This is a genomic window from Brevibacterium ihuae (genome assembly GCF_900184225.1).
GTDB classification, from domain to species: domain Bacteria; phylum Actinomycetota; class Actinomycetes; order Actinomycetales; family Brevibacteriaceae; genus Brevibacterium; species Brevibacterium ihuae.
This window is the reverse complement of sequence record NZ_FXWZ01000003.1, coordinates 1,281,806-1,297,122: the sequence shown is the minus strand read 5'-3', so window position 1 is coordinate 1,297,122 and position 15,317 is coordinate 1,281,806. Positions and strand designations below refer to the sequence as shown.

Below are 15,317 nucleotides of genomic sequence, written 5' to 3'. Positions count from 1 at the left end.
CACGCCGGCGCCGCGGCCGGCCTGGCCTGAACCGCAGCCCCGGAGTGCGACTCCCGAGCTCCCCGGGCGCCCGATCGTATACTCGTACCCAGTCGAACCGCCCATCCGGTGAGCCTCTCCGCAGGCGCGCTTCCCCTCACCTCCCACCCGTCGAGGAGAGCCCATGACGACGCTGCTGGCCAGCTGGATGACCCCGGAGGCCAACCGCTGGGGATTCACCCATGTCCGCGAGATCATCCCCACCGCCCGGGTGGCGCGCGGGCACAGCACGTTCGAGCTCGGCGCAGCCGGGCGCAGCGCGGTGACGCTCGATACGCCGCTCCGCCGCAGCGGAGTCCCCGTCGGGACGTACCTCGACAGCACGGCCACCGACTCGATCGTCGTGCTCTCCGGGGGCGAGCTCGCGTTCGAGTGGTACGCCGAGGACCTGTCCGCCCACGACCTGCACATCAACTTCAGCGTCACGAAGTCGCTCACCGGTCTCCTCGGAGGGATCCTCGCGGCCGAGGGCGCGTTCGCCTTCACCGATCCGGTGACGCAGTACGTCCCGGAGGTCGAGGGGTCCGCGTTCGACGTGGAGATCCAGTCGCTGTTCGACATGGCGGTCCCGCTCGCCTTCTCCGAGGACTACGAGATGGGCGACCCGCGCATGATCGAATACCGCCGCTCGACCGGCTGGATCCCGGGCGGGAGCGACGGGCTCCATGCGTTCCTGCCCACCCTCGAGCGGCGGGCGCCCGAGGGCTCCGAATACCACTACGCGTCGCCGACGACCGACATGGCCGGATGGATGCTCGAACGCATCACCGGACGACGCCTGGCGGATCTGTACTCGACGTACATCTGGCAGCCGATCGGCGCGGAGTCCGACGCGGACCTCACCCTCGACGCCCACGGCGCGGGGCGGGCGGCCGGCGGCCTCTCCTGCTCGACCCGCGACCTCGCGCGCCTCGGCCACCACCTCGCGGCCGGCAGAGCACCGGTTCCGGAGGGTTTCGTGCGCGATCTCTTCACCGGCGACGCCGCGCGCTGGCGGGCGGGCGGGCACATCCGCGACTTCTCGAACGGCACCTACCGGAACTTCTGGTACATCCCCGACGTCGACGCCCCGGTCCTGCTCGCCGTGGGCATCCACGGCCAGGCCCTCTACATCGACCTCGACCACGGCGTCGTCATCGCCAAGCACAGCTCCTGGCCCGCGCCCACCGACGACGCGATGCGCACCGCACAGTTCCGCGGTCTCGAGGACATCGCGGCCGCGATCATCGGCGGTCGGCAGTGATGACGGGTCGACACGGGGCGAGCGGGGAGGCCGCGACCGTCGTGCCGGACGGGCCGTTCCGCGGCCTCTCCGCCTACCCGCTCACTCCGCTGCGCGCGGACGTGCTCGACGGAGAGGCGCTGCGCACGATGGTCCGCCGGCTGGCCGCCGACGACGATGGCACCCAGGTCGTCGACAGCATCGGCGCGCTCGGCTCGACCGGGTCGTACGCGTACCTCGACCGGCAGGAGTGGACGACGGCGCTGCGCACGATCCTCGAGGAGGCCCGCGACATCCCGGTGATCGCGGGCATCGGCGCTCTGCGCACGCGCGAAGCCGTCGCCCGGGCGCGCACCGCCGAGCAGCTCGGCGCGGCCGGCCTGCTGCTGGCCCCGGTGAGCTACCAGCCGCTCCGCGAGGCCGAGGTCATCGGCCTGTTCACCGCGGTCGCCGAGGCGGTCGCGGTGCCGATCTGCATCTACGACAACCCCGGGACCACCGGTTTCCGGTTCTCCCTCGATCTCTACGGCCGGCTGGCGCGGATCCCCGGGGTCATGGCGGTGAAGATCCCGCCGACCGCCGGCACCGAGGTGCCGCCCGGGGAACGGCTGGCGCGGATCCGCGCCGCGGTGGGCCCGGAGTTCTCGATCGGGATCAGCGGGGACGCGGCCGCGGCGGCCCATCTGGCCGCGGGTGCCGATGCGTGGCACTCGGTGGTCGGCGGCCTGTTCCCGCGCGCCGCGCGCCGACTCTTCGACGGCGCCCGCGCCGGCGGGGTGCCGCCGGACGCACTCGCGGTGCTGTGGCCGCTGCTCGCAGCCCACGGCAGCGTGCGCGTCATCGCCGCGGCCGCAGCGGAGCTCGGGCTCGTCGGGCAGGACTGCCTGCCGCACCCGCTCCTCCCCCTCGACGGCGCGGACCGGGATGCCGTCGCCGCGGCGGTGCGCTCGCTCGGGACGGGCTGAGCGCACGGCGCCGACGCAGACGCGGGGCGCGTGAGCCGGCGGGACAGGGGACCCGGCGGGCACCTCGGCGGCGGGTGCCGCGCACCCCGATGACGAGCGGCGCGGGCCGGTCAGCCCTTGGGGATCGGCGGGCCGAGGATGAGGAGCACGGTGAAGAGCAGCGCCACCCCGATGAAGCCGACGACGACGGCGAGCAGCGGATGGGCGATCGCCCACGCGCAGAGCCGCTCGAACCAGTTCCGGGGCGCACGACCGCCGGGAGCGAGCTGCCAGTCGCCGTCGAGCAGGCCGCGCCGGCGCGCATCGATCTCGAAGGGGATCGTCGCGTACGGGATGACGGCGCTGAACAGGCCGACGAGCGTGCGGCCGAACCGCCAGCGCTGCGAGGTGCCGACGAGGACGGTGACGACGCAGTAGGTGAGGAACACGAATCCGTGGATGCCGCCGCCGATCCGCACCCCCGCCTCGGTCGTCTGGGTGACGTACTTGAGGATGAGGCCGATGATGAGGAGCGTCCAGGTGATCGCCTCGGCGATCGCGAATACGGTGAAGAGCTTCTTGGGAGTCACCCGGACAGTATCGCCGGTTCGGCTGAGCGATGCATCAACCGAACGGTCGATCCCGCTCCGGCAGCGGAACGCCGCCCGTGAAACAGCAATTTCCTGCGGTTCCGCTCTCAGGAACCGCAGGAAATTGCTGTTTCGGGGGGTGGGCTCGGAGGATCAGCCCTTGCCGCCGACGGTGAATCCGACCTCGACGGCGGAGTCACCGGTGTCGACCGTCACGGTGTAGTCGCCGGGCAGGCCGCGGACGGCGCTCGGGTCGATGTCCGTGACGGTGAACGTCGCGGTACCGGTCTCATCGGCGGTCGCGGTGCCCGCGGCCGGCGTCTTCCCCGGCTTCGTGCGGCCGTCGGCCGTGAGGGTCCAGTCCACGGTCTGACCGGGCTCGAGGTTGGTCACGGTGACCTCCACGCCGGACTTCCTGAGGTCCTTCACGGAGATGCGATCCGCGTCGACGGATGCGACCGGGTCGAGATCGTAGGCGACGACGTGGGCCGCGTAGCCCATGGCCGGGACCATGATGTCCATGGCCTCGGTGCTGACGTTCTCGAAGGTGTCGTCGATCGTGTGGTAGTTCCGGTCCTGCTGGACGCCGGCGGTGCCGCCGAACAGCTCCTGCTGCTCCTCGGTCTTGATCGCATCGGCCCCGGTGAAGAGTCCGGACACCGGGATGCCGTTGTCGATGAACGCCTGGTAGTCCGAGCGCCCGGAGAACTCGGTGCCGACGTGCGGCTGGTCGACCGAGTCGAAGTAGCCGGTGAAGATCTGCTCGAGCTCGACCGAGCCCTCCGGCACGTTGACGCCGTCGGGGATCGGGACGTCGGACCCGTCGGAGTCGAGGGTGCCGATGACGTAGTTCTCGGATCCGATCATGTCGTAGTTGAGGTACGAGGAGATGCGCTCCCGCTCGGCCTCGGACAGGGCGTTGACGTACTCGGTGGAGCCGACGAGCCCGATCTCCTCCGCTCCCCAGAAGCCCAGGCGCACCTGGTTGTCGACCTCGTCCGACTGCTCGGCGAGCGCCTCGGCGACGGCGAGCAGGCCGGCGACGCCGGAGGCGTTGTCGTTGACCCCCGGGCCCTCGGCGACGCCGTCGAGGTGCGCGCCCATCATCTGCACGTCGTCCGGGTCGCCGGCAGTGGTCTCGGCGATGACGTTCCACGTCTCGACGTCCTCGAAGGTCGTCTCCACCGTGAGGTCGGCGAGCACCGGTGCGTCCCCGGCGGCGAGGATCTGCTCGCGCAGCGCGTCGCCCTCGGCGAGCTCCAGCGATGCACCGGCGATGTTGCCCTCGATGCGGTCGCCGACGGTGCCGTTGAGCGGACCCTCGGAGTGGTTGTAGATGACGACCGCGGCGGCGCCCGCCTCGGTGGCCGCGGTGACCTTCTCGCCGAAGGCGCAGACGCCGCGCTGCACGAGGACGATGGTCCCGGCGTTCGCATCGCTGTAGTCGCCCGCCTCGCAGCCGAGCTCGCCGCCGGCCTTGTCGCCGTAGGCGTCGTCGGTGGGCAGGGTGACCGCGGTGTCGGTGAGCGGCGCTTCGGTGCCCTCGGCGTTGGACAGCGTCGAGAACGTCTCCTGCGCCTCGCCCTCCACGCTGAAGGAGACCTCGCCGAACGTCTGGGTCGGAACGGTGAACTCGTGCCGCGAGACCTCGAATGCGCCGGTCGCCTCGAGCACCTCCTCGACGTACTCGCTCGATGCGGCGTAGCCGGGGGTGCCGACGGCCCGGTACCCCTCGTCGGCATGGGCGAGGGCGATGTCGGAGAGCTCCTCGAGGTGCGCGAGGGCGGCGGCGCCGGTGACGCCCATATCGGTGTGCTCGGTGACGGGAGCCGCGAGCACGGGGGCGGCGGTGGTGAGCCCGAGCGCGGCGGCCGCGGTGACGGCGAGCGCGCTGTGCGTCAGTCTTCTGGACATGTCAGCCTTTCGATGCGAATGGTGCTTCTCTGTCGTGCAGTGCAGTGCCTGATCGATCGAGCAGGGCGTGACGCCATGTCACGTTTTGGTGACGGGCGTCACATGGTGCACCACGGTAGTACACAGATAATCGTCAGATTCGGGCGTAAAGTCACGAATAGGTAACGAACAACGGGCCGGAGTCCCATTCTTCAGGACAGATGTCACGGAACAGCCACCCCATCCGCCGGTGCGCTCACGGCAGCCCGGGTATGCACTCCCGCTCCCGGATGGAAGAGTGGGGGCATGGCACAGCCCTCTTCGCACACCTCCGGCCCCACCGCGCCGAACGACGATCTGCTCAGCACCGAGGACTTCCTCAGCCTGCCCCGCACGACCCTCGCCGAGCACGACCGCGGACGGATCGAGAGCACCCGCATGGGAGCGGTCGAACTCCTCGTCCTCCGGTTCGACGACGCCGTAGCGGTGGTGTCCCGGTTCGGCGCGCAGGTGCTCACCTACCGCCCGCACGCCGCCGAGCCGGACACCCTCTTCACCTCCTCGCTCGCCCACCTCGACGGTCGCGCGGCGATCCGCGGCGGGATCCCCGTCTGCTGGCCGTGGTTCGGGCCTGCGGCCGAACCGCAGCACGGCTGGGCCCGCCTGCACCCCTGGGACGTCGAGGCGCTCGCGGTGGACGACGCCGGCGCCGAGGTGCGCCTGGGCTTCGCCCATCGCGGAGGCGCGGCCGGGCTCACCGTCCGACTCGACGACGCCCTGACCGTCGAGCTCACCCACCGCGCCGATCCGGACCCGGCGGACACCGGGGCGGCCGTGCCGGTCACCGCCGCCCTCCACGCCTACCTCCGGACGGGCGATCCGACGCGCACGACGGTGGAGGGCATCGGGAGCGCCCCGCTGCCGATCCCCGCCGCCGGACTCGACGAGGTCTATCCGCTCACGGGCGGATCCGCCCACCGCACCCTCACCCTCGACGACCCGACGCTGGGTCGCCGCCTGCGGATCCGTACCGACGCCTCGGACGCGGTGGTGTGGAATCCGGGGAAGCCGCTCGGCGACACCACGCCGGATGCCCACCGCGGCTTCCTCTGCGTCGAGCCGACGCGGATCTCCCGGCCGCTCGCCCCCGGCGACACGCTTCGCATGCGACTCACGGCGGATCGACCGGGCAGCTGAGTCCGGCGGGAGGCGCCGGGCGCGATCCGCGCCCGGCGCCTCCCGCGCGCCCGACGCCACCCCCGCGGACGGCACCTCCCGCGCGCCCGATGCCTCTCACGCGCCCGGTGGCTCCCACGCACCCGCGCACCGGGCGTCGGCCCCGGCGCTCCCCACCGCACCGCCGGTCGCTCATTCAAGTAATTGCGCAAGTATTGAAAATATGCGCCGGGGTTTCTATGCTGGGGCCGTGCCCGAACGCAGATCCGTCCCCCAGGAGCCCTCCTACAAGCTCATCCACCGGTGGCAGCGCCACCTCGCCAACGAGCGGCTCGAGGAGCGCGTCTACCGCAGCCTCGCCGCCCGCAAGACCGGCCAGGAGGCGGAGATCCTCCTCGCCCTCGCCGACGCCGAGCACCGGCACCAGCAGCACTGGATCACCCTGCTCGGCGATCACTCGCACAAGCGCCGCCTGCCCGACCTCGGCACCCTCATCCTGTCGGCGCTCGGCCGCATCTTCGGCTCGATCTTCGTCCTCGCCCTCGCCCAGCAGTCCGAGACGAGCTCGCCCTACGACGAGGACTGGTACGCCACCGACGCGATGGCCGCCGACGAGAAGATCCACGCCGAGGTCATCCGCGCCCTGGCCGCCCGCTCCCGCGCCAAGCTCTCCGGCAACTTCCGGGCCGCGGTGTTCGGCGCGAACGACGGGCTCGTCTCCAACCTCGCGCTCGTCCTCGGCGTCGGGGCCGCGGGGGTGTCGACCGGCACGATCCTCCTCACCGGCATCTCGGGCCTGCTCGCGGGCGCACTGTCGATGGGCGCCGGCGAGTACGTCTCCGTCCGCTCCCAGCGCGAGCTGCTCGAGGCCTCGACCCCGGACCCGGGATCGCGCGACGCGATCCGCGCCCTCGACATCGATGCCAACGAGCTCGCGCTCGTGTTCCGCGCCCGCGGCATGGACTCCGACGCCGCCGAGGCCGCCGCGGCCGAGGCGATCCGCACGGCCGGACGGCCCGGGGACGGTCACGTCCTCCACATCCCGATCGACGGTGAGCACGAGGAGCTCGGCACCGGCCTCGGTGCGGCGTCCTCGTCCTTCTGCTTCTTCGCCTCGGGCGCGATCATCCCGATCCTCCCCTATATCTTCGGGCTCACCGGCTATCCCGCGATCCTCCTCGCCGCGGGCCTCGTCGGACTCGCGCTCCTCTTCACCGGCGGCGTCGTCGGCGTGCTGTCGGGCCGCGCCCCGCTGCCGCGCGCGCTGCGCCAGCTCGCGATCGGCTACGGGGCGGCCGGGGTGACGTTCCTCCTCGGCCTGCTGTTCGGCACCGCGGTCGCCTGAGCCGGTACTCTCGCTCGCATGACCCATTGCTCGCTCAGCGACGAGGCGCGCGCCTATCTCGCCGAGAACGCCCGCCGCAATCCGCTCCCCGCGGAACAGCTCACCCTCGCCGCGGCCCGAGCGGCGGCGGTCGACCTCGGCTGGCGGCAGTCCGCACCGGTGCCGGTCGCCGAGGTCCGCGACACCTTCGCCGTGGGACCGCACGGGTACGTCCCGGTGCGCATCCACGTCCCGCACCGACGCGAGCCGACCGGCGGCACGGGAGTCGCTCCCGGCGGTGCGCCCGCCCTCCTCATGCTGCCCGGCGGCGGCTGGGTCACCGGCACCGCCGACATCGCCGACGTGGCAGCCCGGCGGCTCGCCCGCGACACCGGGGCGGTCGTCGTCACGGCGACCTATGCGAAGGCGCCCGAGCACCCGTTCCCCCTCCCGCTCCTCGACTGCGTCGCCGCCTTCCAGTGGATGGTCGACCGCGCGAGCACCCTCGGGATCGACCCCGGTCGGATCGGCATCATCGGCGACTCCGCCGGGGGCAACCTCGCGGCCGCGACCGCGCTCGCCCTGCGCGACTCCGTCGAACTCGGCGGCCACCGCTGTGCGAGCACCCACGCTCCTGCGGCCCTCGTCCTCCTCTATCCGGCCACCGACGCCGGACAGGACACCGACTCCTATCGCGAGTTCGGCACCGACCACGGCCTCACCGCGGACCGGATGGCCTACTACTGGGACTGCTACGCCGGGCCGGACACCCGGTTCCACCCGCTCGCCTCCGTCGGCCGGGCCGCTCTCCACGACCTCCCGCCCACCGTCGTCGTCACCGCCGGCTGCGACGTCCTCCGCAGCGAGGGCGAGGCGTTCGCCGCCGGTCTCGCCGCAGCGGGAACGCCGTGCGAGCTCTGGGAGTACCCGCACACCGTGCACGGCTTCGTCCATTCCGACGGGGTCCTCGCCGACGCGGACGCGCTCCTCACCCGTCTGGGCCGCGCCGTCCCCGGACTGCTCGGCGGCTGAGCCGGCCGGACCGCCGCCGGCGCACGGGGGTGACTCCGAGCCCTGCCCCGACGGGTCGCCTCCGAACGAACTGCGCGGTATGTGCCGATCTGCGCGCAATGACGCGCAGATCGGTGGATACTGCGCAGTCGGGCGCGGGAGCGGCGAGGGAGCGCCGCGCAGCCGGGCGCGGCGCTGCGGAATAGGATGAGCCCATGGCAGCCGCACCCGCTCCCGATTCGCTCGCGCTCCTCGACCTCGCGCGCGCCGAATTCACGCTCGTCGACCCCCGCGACCCCCACCTGCGCGTCGACGATCTCGCCCCGCACCGCGGCGACGGGATCTTCGAGACCGTCCTCGTCACCCGCCGGGGCGCCGCCGACCACGTCCACGCCCGCGACCTCCACTTCACGCGGTTCCGCGCCTCGGCGGCGATGCTCGAGCTCCCCGCTCCGGATCCCGACCTGTGGCACGCCGCGCTCGACGCCGTCGTCGCCGAGCACCGGGCCGCCCGCGGCGACGACGAGCCCTTCACCGTCCGCTACACCCTGTCCCGCGGAGTCGACGCACCGGTCGGCTGGGCGCTGACGATCCCGCTCGACCCGAAGTACGTCCGCCAGCGCGCGCAGGGCATCGCGGTCGTCACCCTCGACAAGGGCTACCCGGCCTACTTCGGACAGATCGCGCCGTGGATGCTCATCGGCGCCAAGACCCTGTCGTACGCGACGAACCAGGCCGCCGGGCGCTGGGCCGCCGCGCACGGCGCCGAGGACGTCATCTACCTGTCCCACGACGGCCGGGTGCTCGAGGGACCGAGCGCGAACGTCGTCATCCGCCGCGGCGGCGAGCTCCTCACCCCCGATCCCAAGGCCGGGCTGCTCCACGGGACCACCCAGCAGACGATCTTCTCCCACGCCGCCGAGGCCGGCCTCCTGTGCTCCTACACCGACCTCACCGTCGACGACCTCATGAGCGCCGACGGCGTGTGGCTGACGTCCTCGGCGCGGGTCAGCGTGCCGGTCACCGCCCTCGACGGCGCCGCGCTCACGTACGACGAGGAGTTCTCAGCACGGATGCGCACGTGGGTGCTCGGGGACCCGGGCACGGTCTAGGCTGGACCTCATACATCGAACTCGATTCCGGAGGAGATCACTCGCATGGGCGGAAAAATCGCATGGCAGATCATCGGCGTCGGCGGCGCGACCCTCGCCGCGCTCGCGGCGCGCAAGGTGCTGGGCATCGTGTGGGAGAAGACCACCCACAAGCCGGTCCCCCTCAACACCCAGGACGACGAGGTCGGCCTGTCGGAGGCCATCGCATGGACGATCGTCTCCGGCGTCGGCGTGGCCGTGGCGCGGCTCGTCGTGGAGCGCTACGCCGCGACCACCGTGCGCAACACCTGGGGTGAGAACGCCCTTCCGAAGAAGCTCCAGAGCGCTGCCCGCGTGAGCGCGGACGACGACCGGCGCTGATCCCACCACCGTCCCGGGGGTCGTCGGCCGTGTGCCGACGGCCCCCGTCCGCGTCTCCGGTCCGCGGGCATCAGCCCAGGTCATGACGGATTCTTAACGTGCGTTCGACAGGCTGGTTACGCTACCCTGAGCGGAACAGTAGAATTGCCCCACAACTGTATCCGTGCCCGACTTCCCCTCGGGCCCCTTGGGAGGTTCCATCATGCACGCCCTCCAGGTCGTCGCGATCGTCATCGGCGTCATCGCGACCATCGTCGGCTGGTCGTTCTTCCTGACCCGGGTCGGGAAGTTCGTCGGCTTCTTCAAGCTCGGCGCCCCGACCGGCGCCGGGGAGCGGACCTCCCAGGCGGGTCTGCGGACCGCGACCCTGGTCAAGGAGTTCCTCGGCCACACCCGGATGGCGCGCCTCCCGATCGTCGCGATCGCGCACTGGTTCACCATGATCTCCTTCGGCGTGCTCGTGCTCACGCTCGCCCAGGCGACGATGCAGCTCTTCGACCCGCATGCGGTCCTCCCCCTCATCGGGCACTTCTTCCCGTACGAGTGGATCACCGAGTTCTTCGCCGTCACCGGACTGCTCGGCATCATCGCGCTCATCATCATCCGCCAGCGCAACCACCCGCGCGACCTCAACCGCAAGTCGCGGTTCTTCGGCTCGAACTTCTGGCAGGCGTACTACGTCGAGTTCACCATCCTCATGGTCGCCCTGTGCATCGCGCTGCTCCGCGGCCTCGAGTACGTGCTCCAGGGCCGTGCGGGCCAGGAGAACCTCCTCCTCCACTTCCCGCTGACGTTCTGGATCGGGGAGCTGTTCTCCGGCCTGTCGACCGGGGCGATCGAGGCGCTCGTCGTCGTCATCGCGCTCATCAAGATCCTCGTGTCCTACGCCTGGATGGTCACCGTCGCGCTCACCCCGACGATGGGCGTGGCCTGGCACCGCTTCCTCGCGTTCTTCAACATCTGGTTCAAGCGCCACGCCGACGGCCGCACGAGCCTCGGTGCCCTGCAGCCCATGAAGAACAAGGGCGAGGACATCGACTTCGAGGCCATGGAGGACATGGACGAGGACGCCGTCATGGGCGTCGGCAAGATCGAGGACTTCACGTGGAAGGGCCTCCTCGACTTCTCCACCTGCACCGAGTGCGGTCGCTGCCAGAGCCAGTGCCCGGCCTGGAACACCGAGAAGCCGCTGAGCCCCAAGCTCATGATGATCAATCTCCGCAACCACGCCGACGCCAAGGCGCCGTGGCTGCAGGCGGCCAGGAAGGCCCAGGCCGAGGCGGTCCCGCCGGAGCCGCTCGCCGAGGACGCGGACAAGAAGGCCAAGAAGGCCCACGCCAAGGAGATGGCCGCATACCAGGGCATCACCGATCCGCACGAGAACCTCGACCTGCTCGGCACCCTGTCGCAGTCCGCCCAGACCGAGGCCGTGCGCCCGCTCGTCGGAGCGCAGGACGTCGAGGAGCTCGCCGAGATGGGCGTCATCGACCCCGACGCGCTGTGGTCGTGCACCACCTGCGGCGCGTGCGTCGAGCAGTGCCCGGTCGACATCGAGCACGTCGACCACTTCGTCGACATGCGCCGCTACCAGGTGCTCATCGAGTCGGCCTTCCCGACCGAGCTCTCCGGCCTGTTCAAGAATCTCGAGAACAAGCAGAACCCCTGGGGCATGTCCCAGCGCAAGCGCATGGAGTGGGCGAAGAACCTCGACTTCGAGATCAAGCAGGTCGGCGCCGACATCGAGGACCTCGGCGAGGTCGAGTACCTGTTCTGGGTCGGCTGCGCCGGAGCCTTCGAGGACCGCGCGATGAAGACCACCCAGGCGATCGCCGAGCTGCTCCACACCGCGGGAGTCGACTTCGCCGTGCTCGGCGACGGCGAGTCCTGCACCGGCGATCCGGCCCGCCGGGCCGGCAACGAGTTCCTCTACCAGATGCTCGCGCAGGCGAACGTCGAGGTGCTCAACGAGATGAAGGCCCGCAAGATCGTCGTGTCGTGCGCGCATTGCTTCAACACCATCGCCAACGAGTACCCGCAGATCGGCGGGAAGTTCGAGGTCGTCCACCACACGCAGCTGCTCAACAAGCTCGTCCGCGAGAAGCGCCTCACCCCGGTGGCACCCGCCGCCGGCGAGACGGTGAGCACGCCGGTGACCTACCACGATCCGTGCTACCTCGGTCGCCACAACGGCATCTACACCCCGCCGCGCGAGCTCATCGGCTCGCTGCCCGGCCTCGAGTACCGCGAGATGGAGCGCTCGCAGGAGCGATCGTTCTGCTGCGGCGCCGGCGGTGCTCGGATGTGGATGGAGGAGACCATCGGCTCCCGCATCAACGTCAACCGCACGCGCGAGGCGGTGGCCACCGGCGCCGAGCAGATCGCGGTCGGCTGCCCGTTCTGCCGCGTCATGCTCTCCGACGGTCTGACCGCCGAGCAGTCCGAGGGCAATGCCTCCGAGGGCGTCGAGGTGCTCGACGTCGCCCAGATGCTCCTCGCCGGCGTCCGCCGCGGCCAGGGCGGCCAGGGCGGCGAACGACGCGCGGAGGAGCCCGCGCCGGCCTGATCGACCGGACCGGGAACCCGACGCACGAAGGATCCCCCGCTCGGCCCGCACTGCGGGTCGGACGGGGGATCCTCGGCGTCCGGGCGCCGGAGCGACCTCAGACGAAGGGGAGGGTGACCGGCCCGAGGCCGGCGAAGTCCGCCCGGACCACGTCTCCGGGGGCGACCGGGATCGCGGCGCACACGCTGCCGAGCATGACGACGGACCCGGCGCGCATGACGGTGCCGCGGGAGCCGAGCGCGTTCGCCAGCCACACGAGCGCGTTGAGCGGGTCGCCGAGCACCGCGCCGCCGGCTCCGGAGGCGACGACGCGGCCACCCACCTGGACCACGCAGCCGGTGAGGATCGGATCGATGTCGCTCCACGCCCGCGGGCGCGAACCGAGGACGACGGCGCCGAAGCTCGCATTGTCCGCCACGGAGTCCGCCACCGTGATCCGCCAGTCGGCGACGCGGGAATCGATGACCTCGATCGAGGCGAGCGCGCAGTCGATGGCGGCGAGCGCCTGCACCGCGGTGACGCCGGGTCCGGCGAGATCGCGTCCGAGGACGACGGAGATCTCCGGTTCGATGCGCGGGGCGATGAAGCGCTCCGCCTCGACCGGGGTGCCGGAGAGCAGGAAGCCGCTCGCCGGGAGAACGCCGAAATCGGGTTCGTCGACGCCGAACTGGTCCTGCATCGCCTTCGAGGTCAGCCCGATCTTGTAGCCGAGGACCGGGTCGCCGGCGGTCTCCCAGGCCTCGACCTGCAGCCGCTGGACGGCGTACGCGTCGTCGAGATCGAGGCCCGGGTGCGAGGCGCTCGGCGGGGCGATGGGCTCACCGCTGCGGTAGGCCTCGGCGAACTGCGCGGCGAGCTCCGCGCGGGTGGTCTGCTCGATCATGTCCGATCCTCCTCGATCGATCCACCGGTCCGCCGCGGGCGCGGCGGCCGGAGCGTCAGTCGGCGCCGAGCGCGTCGAGGGCGGCGCGCACCTGCGGCACGGTGAGCTGCCCGGGAGCGGAGAGACGGCCGACCGCGGCGAAGGTCGCGGCGGATCCGAACTCGCTGCCGACGAGCCGGGTCGCCTTGCCGAGCTCGCCCATCGAGATCGCGACGACGGGGATCGGCAGGGTGGCCTGGGCCCGGTCCCCCACGCTGAGCACCTCGAGCACATCGGTGCGGTGCTCGGGCATGACGGCGATCTTCGCGACGTCGGCCCCGGCCCGGTGCATCGTCGACATCAGGCGGAGCAGGTGCTCGGCGGGCGGCGTGCGCTCGAAGTCGTGGAACGAGGCGAGCGCGGACACGCCCGCGTCATGGGCGCGGGCGATGAGCGCCTCGGCGGTGGTCCGCTCGAACTCGATGTCGACGGCCTCCGGGCCGAGCTCGATGAAGGTGCCGACGAGTCCGGCGTAGGCCTCGTCGGTGAGCGCGGCCGCGCCGCCCTCGCCCCGCGTCCGGACGGTGACGAGCACCGGCTGAGCGGTGTTCGCGCGGAGCGCCTCCCAGCCGGCGCGGACCCGGTCGCGGATCCCTTCGAGCTCGTGGGGTTCGAGGACGTGGTCGACCGCGCCGAACTCCGCGAGGGCGTCGACGCGCCATTCGATGACGTCGACGCCCTCCGTCGCCGCGCAGCGTGCGGACTGCTCGCCGAGCTCCTCGGGGTCGACGGCGGAGAGGGGGACGATGACGGCGGGGAACGTGTCCGCGGGGACGAAGGGCAAGGACTTCATGGCACCACTGTAGAGCGGGCCGCCGCTCATCCGCACCGCGTGCTCACCCCTCGAAGAGCCGGCTGCCGACGTAGTCGCCGTCCGCGACGCCCGGCGGGATCGCCCACACCGTCGAGCCGATCGGCGTCGTCCACTGATTGAGCAGGTCCATGCCGTCGAGTCGGCGCTGGATCGGGAGGAACTGCCGCTCGATGTCGGCCTGGTACGAGGCGAACATCAGACCCACCGTGCTCACCTGCCGGGAGCCCGTCGGTCCGGTGCCCGCGGCGTCGGCGGTCGGCACCGCGTGGTAGTTGTACACCCGTCGGAAGATCTGCTCCTCCGGTTTCCGCTCGTTGCGCGACCGCGCCACGTGGCTGGCCGGCGAGATCACCGTGAGGCCGCGCGCATCGACGGCCGCGAGGTCGGGGACGTCGTGCTCCTCGCGTCCGGTGAGGGGCGCCCCGCGTGCCAGGTCGCGCCCGACCGCGAACTCGCGGGCCGGCCGGTCCGCCTCGTCCCAGGTCTCCATGTCCATGGCGATGTCCCGGAGGACGAGCGTGGTGCCGCCGTCCCGCAGCCACGCGGGGTGTCGTGCGCCGAGGTCGAGCGGCGGCTCCCCGCGGGCGGAGAACACCGGCGTCGCCTGTCCGGTGGTCTCACCCCAGACGAGCCGGGCGAAGTCCTCGGACCTCGGTCCGGGATTGGCCGTCCCGTCGACCTGGCCGAACATGTTGCGCTGGGTGGTGCCCAGCGGCCGCGAGCCGTAGGCTCGCCGGAATGCGGTGCGGGGCCACGCGACGCGGGCGAAGGCGCGGGAGTCCTTGAGCAGCATGCGCGCGGCGTGCGACACGGCGAGCGCATCGTCCCCGCAGATCTGGAGCAGCAGGTCACCCCGGCTGCGGTCCGCCTCGAGCCGATCGATCGAGAACTCCTCGAGCGGGTGGAGCCAGTCGGGGACGTGCCGTCGCCCCGCGCGGGCGACGAGCGCCTCGCCGAACCCGAAGGTCACGGTGAGGCGGGCCGGGTCGGGGGTGAGCTCGGGCTCGGGGTCCGCGAGGGGCGCGGTGCCCCGGGTGAGCGCGGCGGCGTCGTCGGTGAGCAGACGGAGCATGTTCACCGTCCGCCGGGCATCGATCGCCTCCACGAGGTCGAGGCCGATGAAGAGGGCGTGCGCCTGCGGAACGGTCTCCACCCCCGCCTGGTGGCGGCCGTGGAAGGGTTCGAGCTGTGCGCCGTTGAGGCCGGAGGTATCGGGCCGGGGGGCCGGGGCCGGCGCCGGATCCCGCTGAGCGAGGAATCCGGCACCGACCCCGGCGCCGACACCGAGGACCGAGGCGCCGAGCACGTGTCGACGTCCGATGTCCATGGTCGATCTCCTTGTCGTGT

13 protein-coding genes are annotated in these 15,317 nt (G+C 71.8%); 8 read left to right on the top strand and 5 right to left on the bottom strand.

Going from position 1 to position 15,317, the window contains the following annotated elements; translation table 11 throughout:
- Positions 1-163: 163 nt before the first annotated feature.
- Together C1A17_RS11120 and C1A17_RS11115 are read left to right on the top strand one after the other, a co-directional pair.
- Positions 164-1,282: a serine hydrolase domain-containing protein gene (locus C1A17_RS11120; protein WP_101653034.1), complete on the top strand. Its 1,119-nt coding sequence runs from the start codon at positions 164-166 to the stop codon at positions 1,280-1,282.
- Positions 1,282-2,226: a dihydrodipicolinate synthase family protein gene (locus tag C1A17_RS11115; protein WP_101653033.1), complete on the top strand. Its 945-nt coding sequence runs from the start codon at positions 1,282-1,284 to the stop codon at positions 2,224-2,226. The genes C1A17_RS11120 and C1A17_RS11115 overlap by 1 nt, the downstream gene beginning before the upstream one ends.
- Positions 2,227-2,336: 110 nt before the next feature.
- Here C1A17_RS11115 and C1A17_RS11110 read toward each other — a convergent pair whose 3' ends face one another.
- Both C1A17_RS11110 and C1A17_RS11105 read right to left on the bottom strand, forming a co-directional pair.
- Entirely contained in the window at positions 2,337-2,795 is a 459-nt protein-coding gene (locus C1A17_RS11110) for a DUF3817 domain-containing protein (protein ID WP_101653032.1), read from the bottom strand.
- Positions 2,796-2,948: 153 nt separating this feature from the next.
- Positions 2,949-4,709 carry a M20/M25/M40 family metallo-hydrolase gene (locus C1A17_RS11105; RefSeq protein ID WP_101653031.1) on the bottom strand — a complete coding sequence of 587 codons (1,761 nt, stop codon included), beginning with the start codon at positions 4,707-4,709 and terminating at the stop codon, positions 2,949-2,951.
- A 285-nt stretch (positions 4,710-4,994) separates the two neighbouring features.
- Between C1A17_RS11105 and C1A17_RS11100 the strand changes: the two genes are divergently transcribed.
- The 6 genes from C1A17_RS11100 to C1A17_RS11070 all read left to right on the top strand — a co-directional run bounded on the left by C1A17_RS11100 (position 4,995) and on the right by C1A17_RS11070 (position 12,234).
- Entirely contained in the window at positions 4,995-5,885 is an 891-nt protein-coding gene (locus tag C1A17_RS11100) for an aldose epimerase family protein (protein WP_101653030.1), read from the top strand.
- 202 nt (positions 5,886-6,087) lie between these two features.
- Positions 6,088-7,209, top strand: coding sequence for a VIT1/CCC1 transporter family protein (locus C1A17_RS11090; RefSeq protein ID WP_101653028.1), 1,122 nt, complete (start codon positions 6,088-6,090; stop codon positions 7,207-7,209).
- Between the two features lie 18 nt (positions 7,210-7,227).
- Entirely contained in the window at positions 7,228-8,220 is a 993-nt protein-coding gene (locus C1A17_RS11085; protein WP_101653027.1) for an alpha/beta hydrolase, read from the top strand.
- A 194-nt stretch (positions 8,221-8,414) separates the two neighbouring features.
- On the top strand, positions 8,415-9,311 hold the full coding sequence (locus C1A17_RS11080; protein ID WP_101653026.1) for an aminodeoxychorismate lyase: 897 nt from the start codon (positions 8,415-8,417) through the stop codon (positions 9,309-9,311).
- A 45-nt stretch (positions 9,312-9,356) separates the two neighbouring features.
- On the top strand, positions 9,357-9,671 hold the full coding sequence (locus tag C1A17_RS11075) for a DUF4235 domain-containing protein (RefSeq protein ID WP_101653025.1): 315 nt from the start codon (positions 9,357-9,359) through the stop codon (positions 9,669-9,671).
- A 202-nt stretch (positions 9,672-9,873) separates the two neighbouring features.
- Positions 9,874-12,234 (top strand): (Fe-S)-binding protein, encoded by a 2,361-nt coding sequence (locus C1A17_RS11070; RefSeq protein ID WP_101653024.1) that lies wholly within the window; start codon positions 9,874-9,876, stop codon positions 12,232-12,234.
- A gap of 97 nt (positions 12,235-12,331) precedes the next feature.
- Here the strand turns inward: C1A17_RS11070 and C1A17_RS11065 are convergent, their stop codons facing one another.
- The 3 genes from C1A17_RS11065 to C1A17_RS11055 are packed head-to-tail and all read right to left on the bottom strand — an operon-like array spanning position 12,332 to position 15,297.
- Positions 12,332-13,117: a 2-keto-4-pentenoate hydratase gene (locus tag C1A17_RS11065; protein WP_101653023.1), complete on the bottom strand. Its 786-nt coding sequence runs from the start codon at positions 13,115-13,117 to the stop codon at positions 12,332-12,334.
- A gap of 55 nt (positions 13,118-13,172) precedes the next feature.
- Positions 13,173-13,949, bottom strand: a complete 777-nt coding sequence (aroD, locus tag C1A17_RS11060) for a type I 3-dehydroquinate dehydratase (RefSeq protein WP_180953307.1) — start codon at positions 13,947-13,949, stop codon at positions 13,173-13,175.
- A 43-nt stretch (positions 13,950-13,992) separates the two neighbouring features.
- Complete coding sequence (locus C1A17_RS11055; RefSeq protein WP_101653021.1) at positions 13,993-15,297, bottom strand: Dyp-type peroxidase; 1,305 nt, start codon at positions 15,295-15,297, stop codon at positions 13,993-13,995.
- Positions 15,298-15,317: the final 20 nt, after the last annotated feature.

What these genes read in the sequence shown, in the direction of transcription:
- C1A17_RS11075 (WP_101653025.1), top strand. Translation starts at nt 9,357, where the DNA reads ATGGGCGGAAAAATCGCATGGCAGATCATCGGCGTCGGCGGCGCGACC.
- C1A17_RS11065 (WP_101653023.1), bottom strand. Translation starts at nt 13,117, where the DNA reads ATGATCGAGCAGACCACCCGCGCGGAGCTCGCCGCGCAGTTCGCCGAG.
- C1A17_RS11100 (WP_101653030.1), top strand. Translation starts at nt 4,995, where the DNA reads ATGGCACAGCCCTCTTCGCACACCTCCGGCCCCACCGCGCCGAACGAC.
- aroD (WP_180953307.1), bottom strand. Translation starts at nt 13,949, where the DNA reads ATGAAGTCCTTGCCCTTCGTCCCCGCGGACACGTTCCCCGCCGTCATC.
- C1A17_RS11120 (WP_101653034.1), top strand. Translation starts at nt 164, where the DNA reads ATGACGACGCTGCTGGCCAGCTGGATGACCCCGGAGGCCAACCGCTGG.
- C1A17_RS11115 (WP_101653033.1), top strand. Translation starts at nt 1,282, where the DNA reads ATGACGGGTCGACACGGGGCGAGCGGGGAGGCCGCGACCGTCGTGCCG.
- C1A17_RS11080 (WP_101653026.1), top strand. Translation starts at nt 8,415, where the DNA reads ATGGCAGCCGCACCCGCTCCCGATTCGCTCGCGCTCCTCGACCTCGCG.
- C1A17_RS11070 (WP_101653024.1), top strand. Translation starts at nt 9,874, where the DNA reads ATGCACGCCCTCCAGGTCGTCGCGATCGTCATCGGCGTCATCGCGACC.
- C1A17_RS11085 (WP_101653027.1), top strand. Translation starts at nt 7,228, where the DNA reads ATGACCCATTGCTCGCTCAGCGACGAGGCGCGCGCCTATCTCGCCGAG.
- C1A17_RS11105 (WP_101653031.1), bottom strand. Translation starts at nt 4,709, where the DNA reads ATGTCCAGAAGACTGACGCACAGCGCGCTCGCCGTCACCGCGGCCGCC.
- C1A17_RS11055 (WP_101653021.1), bottom strand. Translation starts at nt 15,297, where the DNA reads ATGGACATCGGACGTCGACACGTGCTCGGCGCCTCGGTCCTCGGTGTC.
- C1A17_RS11090 (WP_101653028.1), top strand. Translation starts at nt 6,088, where the DNA reads ATGCGCCGGGGTTTCTATGCTGGGGCCGTGCCCGAACGCAGATCCGTC.